Genomic DNA, 18,615 nt, shown 5'->3' with positions numbered 1-18,615 from the left:
AAACATATATTTTTGCCTTCTCCGCTATTTTCGTTTGTTTGATAGAAGTAGCTTGAATGCAAGGAGGGCATCAGCGGATGGGAATGGCATGGATCGTTCTGCTCCTCGGAGCGGGGGCAATCATATATAATCATGTGTACCGGAAGCGGATGTACCGGGAAATCGATCGGCTCGAGGAATGGAAAATCAACTTGATGAACCGGCCGGTGCCGGATGAGCTGGCGAAAGTGAAACAGCTGAATATGACAGGGGAGACGGAGCAGCTGTTTGAACGATGGCGCCAGCAATGGGACGACATTGTGGCAGTGAAGCTGCCGAATGTGGAAGAACAGCTGTTTGACGCGGAGCGGCTGCTCGACAAATACCGCTACCGGCAGGCGCGCCGGCTGCTTGGGCAGATCGCCGACGGATTGCGTCGTCTTGAGGAAGAAGTGCATGAAATCATTCATGAAGTGAATGAGTTGATCGGCAGCGAGGAACAAAGCCGGGCGGAGATCGAGGAGCTGCGTGCGGCTCACCGGGAAGCGAAAAAGGCGCTGCTTGCTTACCGTTATACGTTCGGTTCGGCTGCCGACTTGCTTGACGTCCGTTTAACGGAAGCGGAAAAGCAGTTTCAGCGGTTTGCCGAATTGACGGAAGCCGGCAACTATTTGGCGGCGCGCGATGTGGTTCTGACACTGAAGGAAGAGCTCGGCCGGCTCACAGCTATGATGGAAGAAATTCCCAAACTTCTTGGCGAATGCCAAACGTCGTTGCCAGCTCAGCTCGCTGAGTTGGCTGATGGCTATCGAGAGATGGAAGAGCGCGGATACATCCTTGACCATTTGCACATGGAGCGCACGCTTCAGGAAAAACGGGAAAAAATCGAGCAATGTCTGGCCATGATCCATGAGCTGCGCATCGAAGAAGCGAAGCAGATTGTCGCTGAGCTGAAAGAAGAGATCGACGCGCTCTACGATTTGCTCGAAAACGAAGTGCTCGCGCATCAATATGTGCAAACGGAAATGCCGCGCCTCAGCGGCATGCTTCAGGAGCTCGCCGCCGAGGCGAAGGAAACCGAGGCCGAGGCGCTGTTCGTCCAGCAAAGCTACCATTTGGCGCCAAGCGACCTCGAAAAGTACCGGAGCATCGAAAAGCAGCTGCACCAGTTGCAAAAGCGGTTTTTTCTCATTCAAGACCGCGTTGCCGAGGCGAAAACAGCGTATTCGCTCCTGAAAGAGGAGCTTGAGCAGCTTGTGTCTCAGATCGACCTCATGAAGGAAGAGCATGAACAGTTTCGAACGATGCTGCAGACGCTGCGCAAAGACGAATTGATCGCCCGCGAAAAGCTTGACGGCATGAGAAAAACATTGGCCGAGGCGCTCCGCCTTGTGCAAAAAAGCCGGCTGCCGGGGCTGCCTGAACCGTATGCGCTTGAATTGGCGGAAGCGAGACGCAGCTTGCAAGCCGTTGCCGCGCGTCTTGAAGAAAAGCCGCTTGACATGCCGGCGGTCGACCAAGCGTTGGAGGAGGCGAAAGCGGCTGTGGAACGGTTGTATGAGCGGACGGTGGAAATGATCGAACAGGCGACGCTGGCGGAGCAGACGATTCAATACGGCAACCGCTACCGCCGCCGCTATCCAGCGGTCCGCAAAGGGCTGGAAGAAGCCGAATTTTTATTTCGCCATTATGATTATGAGGAGGCGCTCCGGCAGGCGGTGGCGGCCGTTGAAGAAGTCGAGCCGGGCGCGTTTGACCGTGTGCAGAAATTATGGCAGGAGGATAACAGCCGCGAACAGTGATAAACCACCCGATCACGAGTATTGATTATCCATTATTTTACCTAAAAAACACAGAATCATATGGCTGAACACAAGCTTTTCTGCCTCTTCCCTCGAACAAGAACGCCGCCCGGAATATCTTGAATGAGGGGCTTCGTTTGCTGTCTTCGTAAGGCAGCCAAACCGTGGGACGCACGGGGATGGCTTGGCTGACAGCCTGCCGTGGGGCGGGTGTTCCCAAGAATCTCCCACCTCTAAGCGCAGGTGGGAGATTGTTCAATGGGTTTTTGGTGAATAATGTAAATGACGGTGTGTTTTCGTTGTCGATTGGCGCCTGTTTTGGTTAAGATGGACGATGTACAGCGATATTTTGCCGACAATGAGCGGAGGATGGAAGCGATGATTTATCTTGACAACAGTGCGACGACCAAACCATTTCCCGAGGTGATCGATTCGTTCGTCGCCGTCGCAACGAACTATTTTGCCAATCCGTCGTCGCTCCATGGGCTGGGCATGAAGGCGGAGCGGCTTTTGGCGCAGGCGCGTGAACAAATCGCCGCCATGCTGCGCGTTAAGCCGAACGAAATCGTTTTTACCTCCGGCGGAACGGAGGCGAACAATTTCGCCATCAAAGGGGTCGCCTGGCAATATCAGCGGCGCGGCCGGCATATCATTACGACGAAAATCGAGCATCCGTCTGTCGCTGAACCGTGCCGCCAGCTTGAGGAGCTTGGTTTTGAGGTGACGTACTTGCCGGTCGACCGCGAAGGAAGGGTATCGGTTGAGCAAGTGGAACGCGCGCTGCGCGACGATACGATTCTCGTGTCGGTCATGCACGTCAATAACGAAGTTGGCACGGTGCAGCCGATCGAAGAAATCGGCGCCCTCTTGTCCCGCTATCCGAAAACATTGTTTCACGTCGATCGGGTGCAAGGGATCAGCAAAGTGCCGCTCGACTTGAAGCAAGCCGGTGTCGATTTATGCACGATATCGGCGCATAAATTTCACGGATTGCGCGGCGCCGGCTTGCTTTACGTCCGTGAAGGCGTCCGCTTGGCGCCGTTGATTGCCGGCGGCGGGCAGGAGCGGCAGCTTCGGTCCGGAACGGAAAATGTCGCCGCCATCGTCGCGATGGCGAAGGCGCTTCGCTTGGCGCTCGAGCGCTACGAGCGGGACATCGGCCGGCTTCAAGCATTGAAAGACGAGTGGCTTGAAGCGCTCTTGGCGATTCCAGACATCGAGATCAACACGCCGCGCGATGGCGCCGCTCCTCATATCATCAACTTTTCGTTAAAGCGCGGCGTGAAGCCGGAAGTGTTTGTTCACGAACTGGAAAAAAGCGGAATCTACGTTTCGACGACGTCAGCCTGTTCATCGAAAAAAAAGGCGCCGAGCAAGACGCTTTTGGCCATGGGGCTTGGTGAAGACCGAGCCGAGCGCGGCATTCGCATCAGCTTGTCGTTTGACAACAGCCGGGAAGAAATCGCGCCGGCGGTGGCAGCGATCAAGCAGGCGATCAAAACATTAAGCGAGGTAACGGAATAAGATGATGAACTATGACCGCATTTTGATCCGCTACGGAGAAATGACGACGAAAGGAAAAAATCGGAACATCTTCGTCCGGCGTCTTAAAAACAACATTGCCCGCAAACTGCAGGCGTTCGAGCGGATTCAGATTGAATATATGCGCGACCGAATGTACATTTTATTAAACGGCGAGCCGCATGAACCGATCATCGAAAAGCTGAAAACCGTTTTTGGCATTCATTCGTTCAGCCTGGCGATGAAGTGCGAAAACGATCTGGACGCCATTAAGGAAACGGCGCTCGCCGCCGTCCGCCAGCTCCCATACAAAGGAAAAACGTTTAAAGTGAGCGCCCGCCGCGTCGATAAGCAGTTTCCGTATCGAAGCGACGAGCTGAACTACGAGGTGGGGGCGCATATTTTGCGGCAGACGGACGGGCTTAGGGTCAACGTGCGCGAGCCGGATATTGACGTGCGCATTGAAGTGCGCCAAGACGGGACATATGTCACGTGCCGCGACATTTTCGGCGCCGGCGGCCTGCCGGTCGGAACGAGCGGCAAGGCGATGCTCATGCTCTCCGGCGGCATCGACAGCCCGGTTGCTGGTTATTTGGCGATGAAGCGCGGTTTGGAAATCGAGGCCGTCCACTTTTTCAGCCCGCCGTTTACAAGCGAACGGGCGAAGCAAAAAGTGATTGACCTCGTGCGCAAGTTGACGACATACGGCGGGAGAATCAAGCTTCACATCGTGCCGTTTACGGAAGTGCAGCAAGCCATTTATCAAGGAGTTCCGAACGAGTACTCGCTCATTTCCACTCGGCGGGCGATGCTTAGGATCACCGACGCGCTGCGCCGCCGCCAGCGGGCGTTGGCGATTGTCACAGGCGAAAGCCTCGGCCAAGTCGCGAGCCAGACGCTAGAAAGCATGTACGTGATCAATGAGGTGACCAATACCCCGATTTTGCGCCCGCTTGTTTCGATGGATAAACTTGAAATTATCGAGCTGGCGAAGCAAATCGGCACACATGATATTTCCATTCTTCCGTATGAAGACTGTTGCACCATTTTTACGCCAAGAGCGCCGAAAACGAAGCCAAAAAAAGAAAAAGTGTTCCATTATGAGAGCCAGCTCGACCTCGCTCCGCTTCTGGAAAAGGCAGTCAATGACACAGAAACGCTCGTCATTGATGAAGAAACAGGGCAGGGCGATGAGTTTGCCGAGCTGTTTTGAATCTCAAAATTTACCAAAAAGCATCGCTGCATATCGCCATCTGTTTTCACACATTCTATAGGTACAAGGAGGTGAAAACAGATGGCACGCAACAACAGCAATCAACTGCTTGTTCCGGGTGCGCAACAAGCGCTGGAGCAAATGAAATATGAGATCGCTCAAGAATTTGGCGTGAACTTAGGCGCTGACACGACTTCGCGCGCCAACGGTTCGGTCGGCGGCGAGATCACGAAACGTCTCGTAGCCATGGCGCAGCAACAATTGGGCGGCGCACGCCAATTCTAATTTCATAATGATGGCTTACTGATGGCTTACGCGGCGGGGGCATTCCCCGCCGCTTTCATATGAGAAAAACGGTATTCAAAATAGAACGACTATTTTGTATAATAGAGATGCCGACCAAGGCGAAACAAGACAGAGGGGGAGAGGAACGATGAGGCGGGAAGACTTGATTGCTCCCGAGCGCTACAATTTAACATCGGAAATGGAACGGCATGCGGCCGCCGACCCGGACCGGATCGCGTTGAAATGGGAGAGCGAGCAAGGCGAAACGAAAGAGATTACATACGGCCGCTTGATGGCGCGCGCCAACCAAATTGGAAACGCTTTCTTATCACATGGGCTCGAAAAAGGCGATAAAGTGCTCGTCATGATGCCGCGCCTCATTGAAACATACGAAGTGTATATAGGGGCGCTCAAAGCCGGGCTTGTCGTCATCCCAAGCTCGGAGATGCTGCGGACAAAGGATTTGCAATATCGGCTCGTCCATAGCGAAGCGAAAGCGGTTGTCGCTTATGCGCCGTATACGGACGAATTTGCGCCGATTGACGGCATCGAACGTTTGACGAAGTTCGTCATCGGGGAACCCCGGGACGGATGGATTCCGCTTGAAGACGCCATGGCCAAAGAGAGCGAAACGCTCGAGGCGGCGGATACCTCGCGCGATGATATGGCGTTTTTGTCGTACACATCCGGCACGACCGGCAATCCGAAAGGGGTCGTCCATTGCCATGGTTGGGCGTACGCCCACTTGCGCACGGCTGCGAAAAACTGGCTGTGCATTGAAGAAGGCGACCTCGTTTGGGCGACGGCCGGACCGGGATGGCAAAAATGGATTTGGAGCCCGTTTTTATCGGTGCTCGGCTCGGGGGCGACCGGTTTCGTCTACTACGGCCGCTTTGAGCCGGAAACATATTTGCAGCTATTGGAAAAATACAACATCAATGTGCTGTGCTGCACGCCAACCGAGTATCGTTTGATGGCGAAAGTGCCGGACATCGGCCGCTATCATCTATCTCATTTGCACAGCGCCGTGTCCGCCGGAGAGCCGCTCAACCGCGAAGTGATCGACACGTTTGCCAAGCATTTCGGCGTCGAAGTGCGCGACGGCTACGGCCAGACAGAAAACACGCTGCTTGTCGGCGTCATGAAAGGAATGCCCATCAAGCCGGGTTCGATGGGGAAACCGACGCCAGGCAACCGCGTCGAAATTATCGATGAAAACGGCGAGCCGTGCCCGCCCGGACAAGTCGGCGACATCGCCGTCCATATCGAAACGCCGGCGCTGTTTAAGTATTATTACAAAGATCCGGAGCGGACAGCGATGCAGTTCCGCGGCGACTACTACATTACGGGAGACAAAGCGCGCAAAGACGAAGACGGCTATTTCTGGTTTGAAGGCCGCGGGGATGACATCATCATCAGCGCCGGCTATACGATCGGCCCGTTTGAAGTCGAAGACGCGCTTGTCAAGCACCCAGCCGTAAAAGAGTGCGCCGTCGTCGCCAGTCCGGATGAAGTGCGCGGCCATGTTGTCAAAGCGTTTGTCGTGCTGCGCGACGGGGTCGACAAAGACGATCCGTCTCTGATTCCGGCCCTGCAAGAACATGTGAAACAGTTGACGGCGCCGTACAAATACCCGCGCAAAATCGAGTTTGTCGACGATTTGCCGAAAACGGCGTCCGGAAAAATCCGCCGCGTCGAGCTGCGCGAGCGGGAAGCCCGCCTTGCCGGCCGGTCGTTGTAAGCAGAAAGAGCCGATTGAGCTGGCCGTTGCCAGAAGCGGAGCGATGTCCGCACAGCGGCCAAACAAGAGGGTGTCTCGTTGCGAGACACCCTCTTGCCGCATGCGCGTCGAACGGATTCGCCATTTTAGATCCGGTGTTTCGCCGGGAGAACAGACACACGCTTCACAAAAAGACGCGTTTCACTTTATCCCAGAACGAATTGTCTTTTAGGCGCACCGTTTTGACCACCCGGTCGCTTAAACGAATGTCAATCCGCTCAATATGCTGGATGCTGAGCGCTTCATTGTCGAGGCCGATGATTGGAAAATGGCTTGTTTCTTCCGACATTTTCAGCGTCAACGTCCGCGAGCCGCTCAAAATGAACGGCGAGCCGAGCGTCCGATAGCGGTTGCTGTTGAGCGAGGCGAGTTCGCTCACTTGAAAGCACGGCAAGAGCGGATCGACGACCGCTCCGTGCACCGATTTATTGTAGCCGGTGCTGCCGGTCGGCGTCGAAACGATGATGCCGTCGCCGCGGAACGTCTCGAAATGCAAGTCGTCGATGAAAACGTCGATCGCCATCGTTTTAATGATTTGCGAGCGGATCGAACATTCGTTTAAGCAGAAAAACGAAGCCGCGCCGTCGATCGTCACTTCGATGATTGGGTAGCGCCGCACTTCGAGTTTCCAATTTTTCGCCGCTTCCACCATATGATCGATGTCGTCAATATGGAAATCGCAGTAAAACCCGCGCGCCGGCAAGACGGACACGCCGACGTACAAACGGTCAGGAAGAAATCCCGTCTGCCGCACCGCCTGCAAAAACGCGCCGTCATCCCCGATGCTGACGATGATGTTCGCTTCCCGATAGTCGTCGACGACCACAAACGGACCGCGCTCTGCCAGCTCAATGAGCGGCTTCACCCGTTCGATGAGCTTGTCGTCGCGCTTATAAAAAAAATAAAGACGGTTGCGTTCCATATCCATGTTTTGCGTCCTCCCGATGGCATCATCTAATCAATCGATGTACAATGAATATTGTACCACGTTTGCCAGGATTCTAAAAATATGGGCAGCCGATGCAGGGGGGAAGACGATGAATCGAAAACGATGGACCGCGTTGGCCATCGCCGCCGCCTTGTTTGTGATCTCGGTGCTTGTTCAAGCGGTTGGCGTTCTTTTGTCCGACAAGGCCGGCGGCTGGTCGGAAAGCTGGCTGGCGCTCATGGAGTCGCCATTTAGCGAAGAAGTCATCGCCGAGGGCGACCCGTTGAAAAAAATCGCTGTGTTGGAAGTGAACGGAGTTATTCAAGATGCGGGGGAAGCGGAGTCGCTTCTTTCCTCATCACAGTACAACCACCAAACGTTTTTGCAAATGATCAAACAGGCGAAAGAGGATCAAGACGTCAAAGCGATCATCTTGCGCATCAATTCGCCGGGCGGCGGTGTCGCGGAAAGCGCGGAAATTTACGATCAGCTGATGAAGCTGAAAAAGAAGACGAACAAGCCGATTTACGTATCGATGGGGGCCATGGCCGCCTCGGGCGGTTACTATATCGCTGCGGCCGGCGATAAAATTTTCGCCAGCCCGGAGACGATCACCGGCTCCATCGGCGTCATCATGCAAAGCGTCAACTATGAAGGGCTGGCAAAGAAGTACGGCGTGGAGCTTGTCACGATCAAAAGCGGGCCGTACAAAGACATCATGAATCCGGCGCGCAAAATGACCGAAGCGGAACGGGAGATTTTGCAGCGGCTGATCAATGATTCGTATGATGCGTTTGTTGATGTGGTAGCCAAAGGGAGAAAGCTGCCGGAAGACACGGTGCGCAAGCTGGCGGACGGCCGCATTTATGACGGGCGACAGGCGAAGGAGCTCCGCCTTGTCGACGAGTTCGGCTACTTGGATGACGCGATCGCTGCGCTCAAAAAAGAGCATCATTTAACCGGCGCTCAAGTCGTAAAATACGTGAACGATGCGCCGTGGAGCTCTCTCTTTGAGATGGTGTCGAACCGGATGAAGCCGGACAGCGAGGCGGCCGGGCTCATCCGCCTGTTGTCGCGCCCTTCCTCGCCGCGGCTTATGTATTTATACGCCGAATAAAGGAGTGGAAACATGACGGACATGCAAATAACGGCGACGCTGGCGGATCATCATCTCCCGCCGGCAGAGCGCCCCCTCTGCTACGGCGGCTTTTGGCTTCGTTTTTGGGCGTATTGCCTTGATGTCATTGTTGTCTCGAGCCTCAACCGGCTCATCGTTTGGCCGCTTTTTCGCCTGTTCGATTGGCCGCTTGCGCAGGACGGTTTGTTCGCGCCAGCGACGGTCGCGGCCGCCGTCGTCTTTTACGCCTATTTCGTGTTGATGACGAAAGCGTTTGGGCAGACGCTTGGCAAAATGGTGTTCGGCTTAAAAGTGGTCGATGAGCGCGGCGAGCCGCTCACCTGGCTGACCGTGTTGTTTCGCGAAGTCGTCGGCAAATTCATCGCGAAAAAATTGCTGTTCATCGGTTTTTTGTTTGTTGCGTTTTCCGAAAAGAAAAAAGGGATGCATGACCAGTTCGCGGATACGATCGTCGTCCGCGAGTAACAATCCGCCTGCATCAAGAACAGAACGTCAACCAATGTCCGCCTGCCGAAACGGCAGGTTTATTTTTTTTCCAGATGGCGACAATGTATGATGAAAGGGAGGGCGGACATTGAAAGCAGTCATCGCGGTCATCGCAACGGTTGTTCTTTTGCTTCTTCTCGTCGCCTGGATGAAAGTATCGGTGACGGTCGTGTTTCGCCATGTGAAAGACGACGATGAATGCAAAATCGTGGTGCGCACGCTGTTTGGCCTCCTCCGCTATACTGTCCGCATTCCGTTCATCAAGCTGGACATGGATCCGGATGCGCCGGGAGTGGCGTTTCTCCAGAAAAAAGGAGTGGAGGGAACGCGCGGGAAGGAGGAAAAGAAAGGGAAATTGACCCTAAAAAAAATCGCTGACCTGTTTCGACAGCTGAAACGGTTTCTCGAGCAAGTCGTCGACTTGCATGAAATTATGAAACAATTTTATCGCCACGTGACGATTACGAAATGGGAGTGGAAAACGAGAATCGGCACCGGCGACGCCGCGTCAACCGGCTTGCTCGTGGGGCTTGGCTGGTCGCTGAAATACATGATCATCGGCGCGGCGAGCCGCTATATGAACATGAAAACAACTCCGGCTGTCGTCATCGTTCCGGCCTACGATCGGGCCGCTTCGGAAACGGTGTTTTTATGTATGATTCAGTTTCGAATCGGGCATGCTATGGTAGCAGGATTGCGAGTGGTCAAACATTGGCGCGGACGGCGGCTGCCAAAGCGAAACCCATTGGCGGCCAAGCAGGCAAATGAAGGCTACTAGGAGGAATGACGATGACGAACCATCCGATTCAAGGGCTGATGACAACAGCGATGGAAAACTTAAAACAAATGATCGACGTCAATACGATTATCGGCGACCCGGTGGAGACGCCTGACGGCAGTGTCATTTTGACCGTTTCGAAAGTCGGGTTTGGCTTTGCCGCCGGCGGCAGCGAGTTTATGCTTGACGGCCAACAAAATGGCCGCCAAGGGGCGCAAGCCGACGGGAACGGGCAGGCCCAAGGGAACGGACATCCGTTTGGCGGCGGCAGCGGCGGCGGCGTCTCGATTACGCCGATTGCGTTTCTCGTCGTCAACTCGTCCGGGGTGAAGCTGCTCCATTTGGATGAAAGCACGCACTTATACGAAAAAATTCTCGATGTCGCGCCGCAGGCGTTTGAGAAGATTCAGGCGATGCTGAAGAAAAACAAGAAAGACGGCGCCGCAGGCCAAAAAGCAGACGACTTTGACATTTAGCCGGACCGTTGGCGTCCGGCCTTTTGTTTGTCTGCTGTCATGAACGGACAAAATCGTTGAAAAATTCCGTTCCGCGTTTTAGTATGGAAGTAGTACATATTTTCTCTAAAGGGGGAGAGAACCCATGGCCTATGTGACGTTTAAAGGGCAGCCGGTGACGCTTGTCGGCAACGAAGTGAAAGTCGGCGACAAAGCGCCGGATTTCACCGTGCTTGATCAAAACTTGCAGGAAGTGACGCTCGCGGATACGAAAGGGCACGTCCGCCTGATCAGCGTCGTTCCGTCGCTCGACACCGGAGTTTGCGACGCGCAAACGCGCCGGTTTAACGAGGAAGCGGCAAAGCTCGACAATGTGAAAGTGTTGACGATCAGCGTCGATTTGCCGTTTGCGCAAAAGCGGTGGTGCGGCGCCGCCGGCATTGAGAACGTTCAAGTGTTGTCCGACCATCGCGATGTTTCGTTCGGACAAGCATACGGCGTCTTGATCAAAGAACTGCGCCTGCTTGCCCGCGCCGTGTTTGTCATCGACAGCAATGACACAGTGACGTATGTCGAATACGTGCCGGAAGTGACGAACCATCCGAACTACGAAGCGGCGATTGAAGCGGCGAAAGCGGCGAAATAATGAAAAGGCCCCGACCCGTTCGGGGCCTTTTCGTTCCTATCGGCGCTTTTCTTGCGGCGCGAGGCGGACGGTCGTACAATATACAGAAGGGACGTTGGCAGAAAGGTGGGGACGTACAGATGATGACGCCAGTCGAACGGTTGTTCACGGTATTCGATGAAACGGCCCAACTTTTGCAAGAAGAATTGCAATGCACGTATTTAGAAGCCGTCGCGGAGACGGGGGAGAATTTGTTCCACGGCGACGTGCTGCAAAGCGAAGTGAGCGAGCTGAACGCGAAACGGCTGAAAAAGCAGTATCGCGAACTGATGCTGGAACGGTTTCAAAACGAAGAAATCCGCAAGGCGTTTCAGCTTGCGGTGTTAAAAGGGATGCGCAAGCATGTTCAGCCGCACCACCAAATGACTCCGGATGCGGTCAGTTTGTTTTTGGCGTATTTGGTCCGCGAGTTTACGCGCTCGCATTTGGCGCTTAAGATCCTCGACCCGGCCGTCGGCACGGCGAATTTATTGACGGCGGTGTTAAACGGCCTTCGAGGAAAACAGGCGGCGAGCTACGGCAGCGATGTCGATGATCTGCTTGTCAAATTGGCGTACGTCAACGCGAACTTGCAAAAGCATCCGGTGCAGCTGTTTAACCAAGACAGCCTAAGGCCGCTGTTTGTTGAGCCGGTTGACGTCGTCGTCTGCGATCTGCCGGTCGGCTATTACCCGGATGACGACAATGCCGCCCGCTTCGCCTTAAAAGCGAAGGAAGGCCGGTCGTATGCCCATCATTTGTTCATCGAGCAAAGCTTGCGCTATACGAAAGAGGGCGGCTACTTGTTTTTCCTCATCCCGAATATGTTGTTCTCGAGCCCGCAGGCGGGGCAGCTGAACGAATTTTTAAAAGAGGCGGCCATTGTCCAAGGAGTCTTGCAGCTGCCGCTGTCGATGTTTAAAAACGATCAGGCGGCAAAAAGCGTGTTGATTTTGCAAAAGAAAGGGCCGAACGTCAAAAAGCCAAAACACGTGCTGCTTGTCGAGCTGCCGCGGTTTTCCAACAAATCGGCGATGCAGGCGATGATGGCGAAAATCGACGCCTGGATCACCGAGGAAAAAGAATGTTGACGAAAGGGTGTCCCAAACGCAGCGGGACGCCCTTTTTGATCACCGTATAGGCCGTCAAGCCCCTTCACAAAACGAGAGGTTGCATCTTCCTCCCCTTGCGCTCACGCGTGGAAGTGGGGGGTCTTCTCGGCTCAAGATGATAAATGTTGCTCTTTTCTTCATCGAAGAATCGCTGTTTTTCACCGACCTTTTCGGTCAGCTCCGTTTTCATTTTTCACAACATAAAAACTTTTTCTTGCAACCGGTTGCGAAACAAAGCCGCGCTTGAAACGCGAAAACGGGAGGCATACAATGAAAAAGGCATAGTGAAACGGCGCCCAATCGCGCACACTAACGGTAAGCGCGAGCGGATTTTGGCAAAAAAGGAGCTGTGTTTTCGATGGCGAAAGTGCTAGCCATTAATGCGGGAAGTTCCTCGTTGAAATTCCAGCTGTTTGAGATGCCGGCAGAAACGGTGTTGACCAAAGGGGTCGTCGAACGGATCGGCTTTGACGACGCGATTTTCACCATTGTCGTAAACGGTGAAAAACATCAAGAAGTGACGGCGATTCCGGATCATGCCGCGGCCGTTAAAATGCTGCTTGATAAGCTCATTCGCTACGGCATTATCCGTTCGTTTGACGAAATTGACGGCATCGGGCACCGCGTCGTCCACGGCGGGGAGAAGTTCAGTGATTCGGTGCTCATCACCGAGGACGTCATCAAGCAAATTGAAGAAGTGTCCGAGCTCGCCCCGCTCCATAACCCGGCCAACCTCGTCGGCATTCGGGCGTTTCAGGAAGTGCTGCCGGACGTGCCGGCCGTGGCGGTGTTTGACACGGCGTTCCACCAGACGATGCCGGAACAGTCGTTTTTATACAGCTTGCCATATGAGTATTACACGAAATTCGGCATCCGCAAGTACGGATTCCACGGCACGTCGCACAAATACGTCACCCAGCGGGCGGCGGAGCTTCTCGGCCGACCGATCGAACAGCTGCGCCTCATCTCGTGCCATTTAGGCAACGGGGCGAGCATCGCGGCGGTTGAGGGCGGCAAGTCGATCGACACGTCCATGGGCTTTACGCCATTAGCCGGCGTGGCGATGGGAACGCGCTCCGGCAACATCGACCCGGCGCTCATCCCGTACATTATGGAAAAAACGGGAATGACTGCGGATGAAGTGATTGAAGTGCTGAACAAAAAGAGCGGCATGCTCGGTCTGTCCGGCATCTCGAGCGATTTGCGCGACTTGGAAAAAGCGGCCGCCGAAGGAAATGAGCGCGCGGAACTGGCACTTGAAGTGTTTGCGAACCGCATTCATAAGTACATCGGCTCGTATGCGGCGCGCATGTGCGGAGTCGATGCCATCATCTTCACCGCCGGCATCGGCGAGAACAGCGAAGTCGTGCGGGCGAAAGTGTTGCGCGGCCTCGAGTTTATGGGAGTTTACTGGGATCCCATCCTAAACAAAGTGCGCGGCAAGGAAGCGTTCATCAGCTATCCGCACTCGCCGGTCAAAGTGCTCGTCATCCCGACCAATGAAGAGTTGATGATCGCCCGCGACGTCATGCGGTTGGCGAATTTGTAAGCGGATTGTAATAAAAAGAATCGTTGCAGCCATTTTGGCCAAAACGGCTGCCCCAAACAAACGGGGCAGCCATTTTTTTGTTTTGCCGCTTTGGTGCGCTTGATTCTTGTTTCAACAACTCCGGACGGAGATGTCTTGCGTTTTTCGTCTCCCCGGCAATCATCGGAATTGCCGGCGGCGTTGTTTCACGCCAAAATGAGAGTGCATACTCGGTTGAAGGGAGTGAACGGATATGGCATTGTTTCGTGATGATGCTCATGTGTATCGGGTGATTGGCGAGTTTATGCAAATTCCGTCGCGCCCAAGGACGGAATTTGAGCTGCGCAGCTGGTGGGAGCGGCATCCAGCGTATAAGGAATACGGCAACGAGGTGGAGCAAATCAATCGGATTGGAGAACAAATCCGCCGTTCCCGCGCCGCGTTCGTCTTTTATTTGACCGATCCGGAGGCGGTCATCAGCATCGATGCGAGGCGGCCGGAAACCGGTGAAAACTACGCCATTTATTTCGGGCAGGCAATCGATGCGCCTGATGTCGCCATCAAGACGACCGGCGATATCGCCCACCAATTTTGGGGCGGCAACATCAACGTTCCATTGGCGCTCATGACCGGAAAAATGAAGGCAAAAGGATCGAAAGCGAAGGCGTTGCAGCTGTTGCCGCGCATCGTGCCGGCGTTTCCGCTTTATCGGCGCTATTTGGAACTGATCGATGAGCGCGCGCTTCTCCATGCTTTAAAGGCGTAAAAACATCGGGGAGCGCCGCGAGGGAGGAAAGAAAGTTCCGACGATTTTCGGGATAGGACATGAAACGGAAACGCGATATAGTAAAATTACAAAATGAAATTTCAGACAGTTCTAAATTTTTAAGGAGGCCATGAAGATGACGACGGTAAGAGACATTTTCCAACTGATCGATTCGCAATTGAGGGAAGACCCATCCCGCGCCGATGGGATTGTCGCGGTGTACCAGTTTAACTTAAGCGGGTCTGATGCGGGGGTGTACCAAGTCGTCCTTCGCCCAGACGCTGGATTTGTCATTGAAGGGGAGCAAGAAACGCCTGATTGCACGCTCAGCATGGACAGCGAGGATTTTAAAAAAATGGTGGACGGCGAGCTCAACGGAACGGAAGCGTTTATGAGCGGGCGGCTTCGCATTGACGGGGACATGGGGCTGGCGCTGCGGCTCCAAGAAGTGCTGTCCGCCTACAACAGCGCCAATCAAAACCAATAAGCACAACAAGAAAGCCGGCCGGCATGTTTTTCCGTGCATTGACAACAGCGCCGACCGTCAGAAGGAAGGAGACGAAAGGCGGCGGGCTTGGCCTTTTTCGCAGGCCCGCCTAATTTGGTTAAAGGAGACGGGGGAATGGATTTACGAACGGTTTGGACGAAAAATATCGAGCGGTTCGGTCCTTATCCGGCACTGATTTTTGAAGGAAACGAATATACGAACGTGGACTGCGACGCCCGTTCGTCCCAGCTGGCTCATGCGTTGATTGAACTTGGGGTCAAGCCGGGCGACCGCGTTGTTGTAACGATGCCGAACAGCCCAGAAGTAGTAGTCGCCTTCAGCGGCGTCTTGAAAGCAGGAGCGGTTGTCGTGCCGGTGTTGCCGCTGTTGCAGACGCAGGAGCTCCATTACATTTTTAAAGACTGCGAACCGAAAGTTGTGCTGACGGCGGAAATGCTGTGGGCGAAAGCGAAAGAGGCCGCCAATGGCTTGCCGGCGCCTCCGATGATGTTTACGATTGACGATCCTCATTCACCTCGCTCTCTGCGAACAAGAATGGAGCAAGCTCCTGCCAGCATGCCGCTGGCGGCAGTCACCGAAAATGCCCCTGCCGCCTTGCTTTACACATCGGGAACGACCGGCCATCCGAAAGGGGTCGTGCTGACGCACCGCAATTTGTATGCCAACGCGGAAGCAGCGGCCGAGATGGCGAAGCGGCTGCCTACCGAATATGACCGCGTCGGTCTTGGCGTGCTGCCGATCTCCCATGCGTTCGGTTTTACGATGATGAACGTCGCGCTGTTATTGGGCGACAAGATCGTCCTCCTGCCGTATTTCGAGCCGAAAAAAGTGCTGGAGACAATCGAACGGCATCGAGTGACGCATACGGCGATGGTGCCAGCGATGTTCCATGCGTTGTGCTATTGCCCCGAGGCGGACCGCTATGACACATCCAGTTTGGTCGCGTGCGTGTCCGGCTCGGCTTCGTTGCCGCCGTCGCTCGCTTGGCAGTTTCAACGCAAGTTCAATTGCCTGATTTTGGAGGGATACGGTCTGTCCGAGGCGGCGCCGATTGTGACGGCGACCGATCCGACGAAGCCGATCAAGCCGGGGTCGGTCGGGCTTCCGTTGCCTGGCGTGCAAGTGGCTGTCGTCGATGAACACGGCAACCGCCTGCCGCCGAACGAAGTCGGAGAACTGATTGTTTCCGGCCCGAACGTTTTCCAAGGCTACTACGGAAAAGACGAAGAGACGCGCCAAGCGCTGCGCGACGGCTGGCTGTATACCGGCGATATGGCGCGCATCGATGAAGACGGGTACGTGTTTATCGTCGACCGGAAAAAAGATGTCATCATTCGCGGCGGATTCAACATTTATCCGCGCGATATCGAGGAACTGCTTATGTCCCATCCGGATGTGCTTGAAGCCGGCGTTGTCGGCGTCCCTTCGCCGAAAATGGGGGAAGAAGTCGCCGCATATGTCGTCGTCCGACGTGGGTCCCAAGTGACCGAAGAGGAGCTGATCGAGTTTTGCCAAAAGCGGGTGGCGAAATACAAAAGCCCGCGCTTTTTGAAAAAGGTCGGCTACCTGCCGAAAAACATCATCGGCAAAATCGACAAAAAGAAGCTGCGTGAATGGGCCAGCGAGTTTATTCCCGCTGTCCAATCATAATGGAAAAGGAGAGGGACAAGGTGATTTCGTTTCAACCGACTGAAGAAGAACAGGCGTTTTTTCAAGTCGCCCGCAGCCTTGCCGTCGAGAAAATTCGGCCGGCCGCGAGAGAATGTGAGAAACGCCGGACCGTTTCGGCTGACTTGAGTGACCGGGTGGATGAGCTCGGCTTGTCGGCGCTCGAGCTCCCGGAATCGTGGGGAGGCTTGGAACTGCCCCTTCTGTCGCAAGCGCTCATTTGGCAAGGGCTCAGCTATGGCGATNACCGACTGAAGAAGAACAGGCGTTTTTTCAAGTCGCCCGCAGCCTTGCCGTCGAGAAAATTCGGCCGGCCGCGAGAGAATGTGAGAAACGCCGGACCGTTTCGGCTGACTTGAGTGACCGGGTGGATGAGCTCGGCTTGTCGGCGCTCGAGCTCCCGGAATCGTGGGGAGGCTTGGAACTGCCCCTTCTGTCGCAAGCGCTCATTTGGCAAGGGCTCAGCTATGGCGATTTAGGCGTCATTCAAGGGCTTCCGGGGGCGCAAGAGGCGTCTTCCCTCTTTCGTCTGTCTTCCGAGCACCGCGTGTGGCACCGGTACCGGGAGATGGCGAAAGGCGGATGGCCGACTGTCTCCTGGATCGACGAAGCGGAACAAAAAGAACCGCTGAAGGAAGCGATTCGCGTGCGCCGGCGCGGCAGCGGATATATTGTGGACGGGGTGTCGTCTCCAGTCCGCTTGGCGTCGAAAGCCGACTGGGCGGTCATCGCCGCTAGGGACGAAGAAGAGGAAACGGTATTGCTCGCCTTTGATGAGCGAGTATGGGAGATCGAAGAAGGAGACATAAGGCTTGGGCTGCTTGCTGCCGGCATCGCTCGCCTTCGGTTTGCGGAAGTGTACGCCGGTCCGGAACAACTCGTTGCCCGCGGACCGGAAGCGGACGCATTGCTCAACCGCGTGCGCGCCCGAAACCAAGTCATCGAAGCGGCGAAGGAAGTCGGCTTGATGGAGGCGGCGCTTGATTACACCATTGAATACACTGCGGGAAGAAAGGCGTTCGGACAAGAGATCGCCAAGTTCCAAGGGGTGTCATTTACGATCGCAGAGATGGCGTTCGAATGCCGCGGGGCGAAACTGCTTGTATGGCAAGCGGCCGCTGCGGTTGACCAAGGGGATGAACAGGCGGGCGGCTACGCCTGGAGGGCGTTGTCGCGGGCTCATCGTTCCCTGCGCTATGTCACCGATCAGGCCGTGCAAATGCTCGGCGGGCACGGGTACGTGCAAGAATACCCAGCCGAAAAATGGATGCGCGACGCCGAAGCGCAAGTGATGCTGTACGGCCGGGAAACGGACTGGCTCATCCGCCGCGGCGAACAGCTGCTGGGCAAACGGAAAGAGAGGGTGGCGCCATGATTTCCTTTGAATTCTCACCGCAGCAAAAACAAATCAAAGAACTCGTTCATTGGTTTGCTAAACATGAAGTGCGCCCGATCGCGCTGGAGGCCGACCGGCTCGGGCGGGTGCCGGACGAATGGCTGCAAAAAGTCAACAAAATGGGCATCCAGCTGAATGCGTCTTCGTTTGGCGGAGGGCGTCCGCCGTCTCATGCGGAAGGAAAGAAAGAGAAAAAAGAGCGCGAAGGCAACCGCGTGGCCGTCATCGCCGCTGAGGAGCTCGCGTGGGGATGCCCAGGCATCGCCCTTTCCCTTCCCGGCCCTGGCCTTGGCGGGCCGCCGATTCAATCGAGCGGCACGCCGGAGCAGAAACGGCGGTTTTTGTCCATTTTCACGAAGGAGGAGCCGCGCTGGGGAGCTTACGCCTTGACGGAACCGGAAGCCGGCTCGGACGCGTCCGGCATCCGCACGACGGCGAAAAAAGTGGACGGCGGCTATGTATTAAACGGGCAAAAAATTTTCATCACCAACGGCGCCCGCGCTTCTTGGGTCGTCGTGTTCGCCACGGTTGATCCGAAGTTGGGCCGCGCCGGGCACCGGGCGTTTGTCGTCGAAAAAGGGACGCCGGGATTAAAAGCGAGCCGAAAA

At 55.1% G+C, this 18,615-nt stretch carries 18 protein-coding genes and 1 pseudogene; 18 read left to right on the top strand and 1 reads right to left on the bottom strand.

Translation table 11 applies throughout. From position 1 onward, the window contains the following. Positions 1-77: 77 nt before the first annotated feature. From ezrA to mbcS, 5 genes are all read left to right on the top strand, one after another. Positions 78-1,781 carry a septation ring formation regulator EzrA gene (gene ezrA, locus T260_RS137010; protein ID WP_023633312.1) on the top strand — a complete coding sequence of 568 codons (1,704 nt, stop codon included), beginning with the start codon at positions 78-80 and terminating at the stop codon, positions 1,779-1,781. Positions 1,782-2,159: 378 nt separating this feature from the next. Next, on the top strand, positions 2,160-3,305 hold the full coding sequence (locus tag T260_RS137015) for a cysteine desulfurase family protein (RefSeq protein ID WP_011232270.1): 1,146 nt from the start codon (positions 2,160-2,162) through the stop codon (positions 3,303-3,305). Positions 3,306-3,309: 4 nt separating this feature from the next. Beyond that, positions 3,310-4,515 (top strand): tRNA uracil 4-sulfurtransferase ThiI, encoded by a 1,206-nt coding sequence (gene thiI, locus T260_RS137020; RefSeq protein WP_011232269.1) that lies wholly within the window; start codon positions 3,310-3,312, stop codon positions 4,513-4,515. Positions 4,516-4,596: 81 nt separating this feature from the next. Beyond that, on the top strand, positions 4,597-4,800 hold the full coding sequence (locus tag T260_RS137025) for an alpha/beta-type small acid-soluble spore protein (protein WP_011232268.1): 204 nt from the start codon (positions 4,597-4,599) through the stop codon (positions 4,798-4,800). 148 nt (positions 4,801-4,948) lie between these two features. Beyond that, the gene (gene mbcS / locus T260_RS137030; protein WP_011232267.1) at positions 4,949-6,541 is read left to right on the top strand and encodes an acyl-CoA synthetase MbcS; all 1,593 of its coding nucleotides are present in this window, start codon (positions 4,949-4,951) and stop codon (positions 6,539-6,541) included. Between the two features lie 163 nt (positions 6,542-6,704). Here mbcS and T260_RS137035 read toward each other — a convergent pair whose 3' ends face one another. Next, positions 6,705-7,508, bottom strand: coding sequence for an NAD kinase (locus tag T260_RS137035; protein ID WP_011232266.1), 804 nt, complete (start codon positions 7,506-7,508; stop codon positions 6,705-6,707). Between the two features lie 109 nt (positions 7,509-7,617). Between T260_RS137035 and sppA the strand changes: the two genes are divergently transcribed. The 13 genes and pseudogenes from sppA to T260_RS137100 form a co-directional block, all read left to right on the top strand. Then, on the top strand, positions 7,618-8,625 hold the full coding sequence (gene sppA / locus T260_RS137040; protein ID WP_023633311.1) for a signal peptide peptidase SppA: 1,008 nt from the start codon (positions 7,618-7,620) through the stop codon (positions 8,623-8,625). Between the two features lie 12 nt (positions 8,626-8,637). Further along, positions 8,638-9,111, top strand: coding sequence for an RDD family protein (locus tag T260_RS137045; RefSeq protein WP_023633310.1), 474 nt, complete (start codon positions 8,638-8,640; stop codon positions 9,109-9,111). A 109-nt stretch (positions 9,112-9,220) separates the two neighbouring features. Further along, positions 9,221-9,910: a DUF2953 domain-containing protein gene (locus T260_RS137050; RefSeq protein WP_011232263.1), complete on the top strand. Its 690-nt coding sequence runs from the start codon at positions 9,221-9,223 to the stop codon at positions 9,908-9,910. 11 nt (positions 9,911-9,921) lie between these two features. Continuing rightward, positions 9,922-10,386 carry a GerW family sporulation protein gene (gene ytfJ / locus T260_RS137055; RefSeq protein WP_011232262.1) on the top strand — a complete coding sequence of 155 codons (465 nt, stop codon included), beginning with the start codon at positions 9,922-9,924 and terminating at the stop codon, positions 10,384-10,386. 124 nt (positions 10,387-10,510) lie between these two features. Beyond that, positions 10,511-11,011, top strand: coding sequence for a thiol peroxidase (gene tpx / locus T260_RS137060; RefSeq protein ID WP_011232261.1), 501 nt, complete (start codon positions 10,511-10,513; stop codon positions 11,009-11,011). A gap of 119 nt (positions 11,012-11,130) precedes the next feature. Then, positions 11,131-12,120 carry a class I SAM-dependent methyltransferase gene (locus T260_RS137065; protein WP_021322113.1) on the top strand — a complete coding sequence of 330 codons (990 nt, stop codon included), beginning with the start codon at positions 11,131-11,133 and terminating at the stop codon, positions 12,118-12,120. Positions 12,121-12,499: 379 nt separating this feature from the next. After that, the gene (locus T260_RS137070) at positions 12,500-13,690 is read left to right on the top strand and encodes an acetate kinase (protein WP_011232259.1); all 1,191 of its coding nucleotides are present in this window, start codon (positions 12,500-12,502) and stop codon (positions 13,688-13,690) included. Between the two features lie 232 nt (positions 13,691-13,922). After that, positions 13,923-14,435 carry a hypothetical protein gene (locus T260_RS137080; protein ID WP_011232258.1) on the top strand — a complete coding sequence of 171 codons (513 nt, stop codon included), beginning with the start codon at positions 13,923-13,925 and terminating at the stop codon, positions 14,433-14,435. A 136-nt stretch (positions 14,436-14,571) separates the two neighbouring features. Beyond that, a complete protein-coding gene (locus T260_RS137085) occupies positions 14,572-14,922 on the top strand; it encodes an SCP2 sterol-binding domain-containing protein (RefSeq protein ID WP_011232257.1) in 351 nt (116 codons plus the stop codon). Between the two features lie 135 nt (positions 14,923-15,057). Further along, on the top strand, positions 15,058-16,593 hold the full coding sequence (locus T260_RS137090) for a long-chain-fatty-acid--CoA ligase (protein ID WP_011232256.1): 1,536 nt from the start codon (positions 15,058-15,060) through the stop codon (positions 16,591-16,593). Further along, positions 16,557-16,799, top strand: a pseudogene (locus tag T260_RS1000000139340) (acyl-CoA dehydrogenase family protein); the annotation flags it as partial. The gene T260_RS137090 and the pseudogene T260_RS1000000139340, both read left to right, overlap by 37 nt. Positions 16,800-16,831: 32 nt before the next feature. Next, the gene (locus T260_RS137095) at positions 16,832-17,986 is read left to right on the top strand and encodes an acyl-CoA dehydrogenase family protein (protein ID WP_023633309.1); all 1,155 of its coding nucleotides are present in this window, start codon (positions 16,832-16,834) and stop codon (positions 17,984-17,986) included. Beyond that, positions 17,983-18,615 (top strand): acyl-CoA dehydrogenase family protein (locus T260_RS137100; protein ID WP_023633308.1); only part of this gene is annotated, 633 nt, incomplete at its 3' end. The genes T260_RS137095 and T260_RS137100, both read left to right, overlap by 4 nt.

The organism is Geobacillus thermopakistaniensis (genome assembly GCF_000498995.1).
GTDB classification, from domain to species: Bacteria; Bacillota; Bacilli; order Bacillales; family Anoxybacillaceae; genus Geobacillus; species Geobacillus thermoleovorans.
Note: the sequence above shows the minus strand (reverse complement) of the source record. Positions and strands in the feature narration are given on the sequence as shown.

What these genes read in the sequence shown, in the direction of transcription:
- T260_RS137045 (WP_023633310.1), top strand. Translation starts at nt 8,638, where the DNA reads ATGACGGACATGCAAATAACGGCGACGCTGGCGGATCATCATCTCCCG.
- T260_RS137085 (WP_011232257.1), top strand. Translation starts at nt 14,572, where the DNA reads ATGACGACGGTAAGAGACATTTTCCAACTGATCGATTCGCAATTGAGG.
- T260_RS137035 (WP_011232266.1), bottom strand. Translation starts at nt 7,508, where the DNA reads ATGGATATGGAACGCAACCGTCTTTATTTTTTTTATAAGCGCGACGAC.
- T260_RS137080 (WP_011232258.1), top strand. Translation starts at nt 13,923, where the DNA reads ATGGCATTGTTTCGTGATGATGCTCATGTGTATCGGGTGATTGGCGAG.
- ytfJ (WP_011232262.1), top strand. Translation starts at nt 9,922, where the DNA reads ATGACGAACCATCCGATTCAAGGGCTGATGACAACAGCGATGGAAAAC.
- T260_RS137065 (WP_021322113.1), top strand. Translation starts at nt 11,131, where the DNA reads ATGATGACGCCAGTCGAACGGTTGTTCACGGTATTCGATGAAACGGCC.
- sppA (WP_023633311.1), top strand. Translation starts at nt 7,618, where the DNA reads ATGAATCGAAAACGATGGACCGCGTTGGCCATCGCCGCCGCCTTGTTT.
- T260_RS137070 (WP_011232259.1), top strand. Translation starts at nt 12,500, where the DNA reads ATGGCGAAAGTGCTAGCCATTAATGCGGGAAGTTCCTCGTTGAAATTC.
- thiI (WP_011232269.1), top strand. Translation starts at nt 3,310, where the DNA reads ATGAACTATGACCGCATTTTGATCCGCTACGGAGAAATGACGACGAAA.
- T260_RS137090 (WP_011232256.1), top strand. Translation starts at nt 15,058, where the DNA reads ATGGATTTACGAACGGTTTGGACGAAAAATATCGAGCGGTTCGGTCCT.
- T260_RS137025 (WP_011232268.1), top strand. Translation starts at nt 4,597, where the DNA reads ATGGCACGCAACAACAGCAATCAACTGCTTGTTCCGGGTGCGCAACAA.
- ezrA (WP_023633312.1), top strand. Translation starts at nt 78, where the DNA reads ATGGGAATGGCATGGATCGTTCTGCTCCTCGGAGCGGGGGCAATCATA.
- tpx (WP_011232261.1), top strand. Translation starts at nt 10,511, where the DNA reads ATGGCCTATGTGACGTTTAAAGGGCAGCCGGTGACGCTTGTCGGCAAC.
- T260_RS137015 (WP_011232270.1), top strand. Translation starts at nt 2,160, where the DNA reads ATGATTTATCTTGACAACAGTGCGACGACCAAACCATTTCCCGAGGTG.
- mbcS (WP_011232267.1), top strand. Translation starts at nt 4,949, where the DNA reads ATGAGGCGGGAAGACTTGATTGCTCCCGAGCGCTACAATTTAACATCG.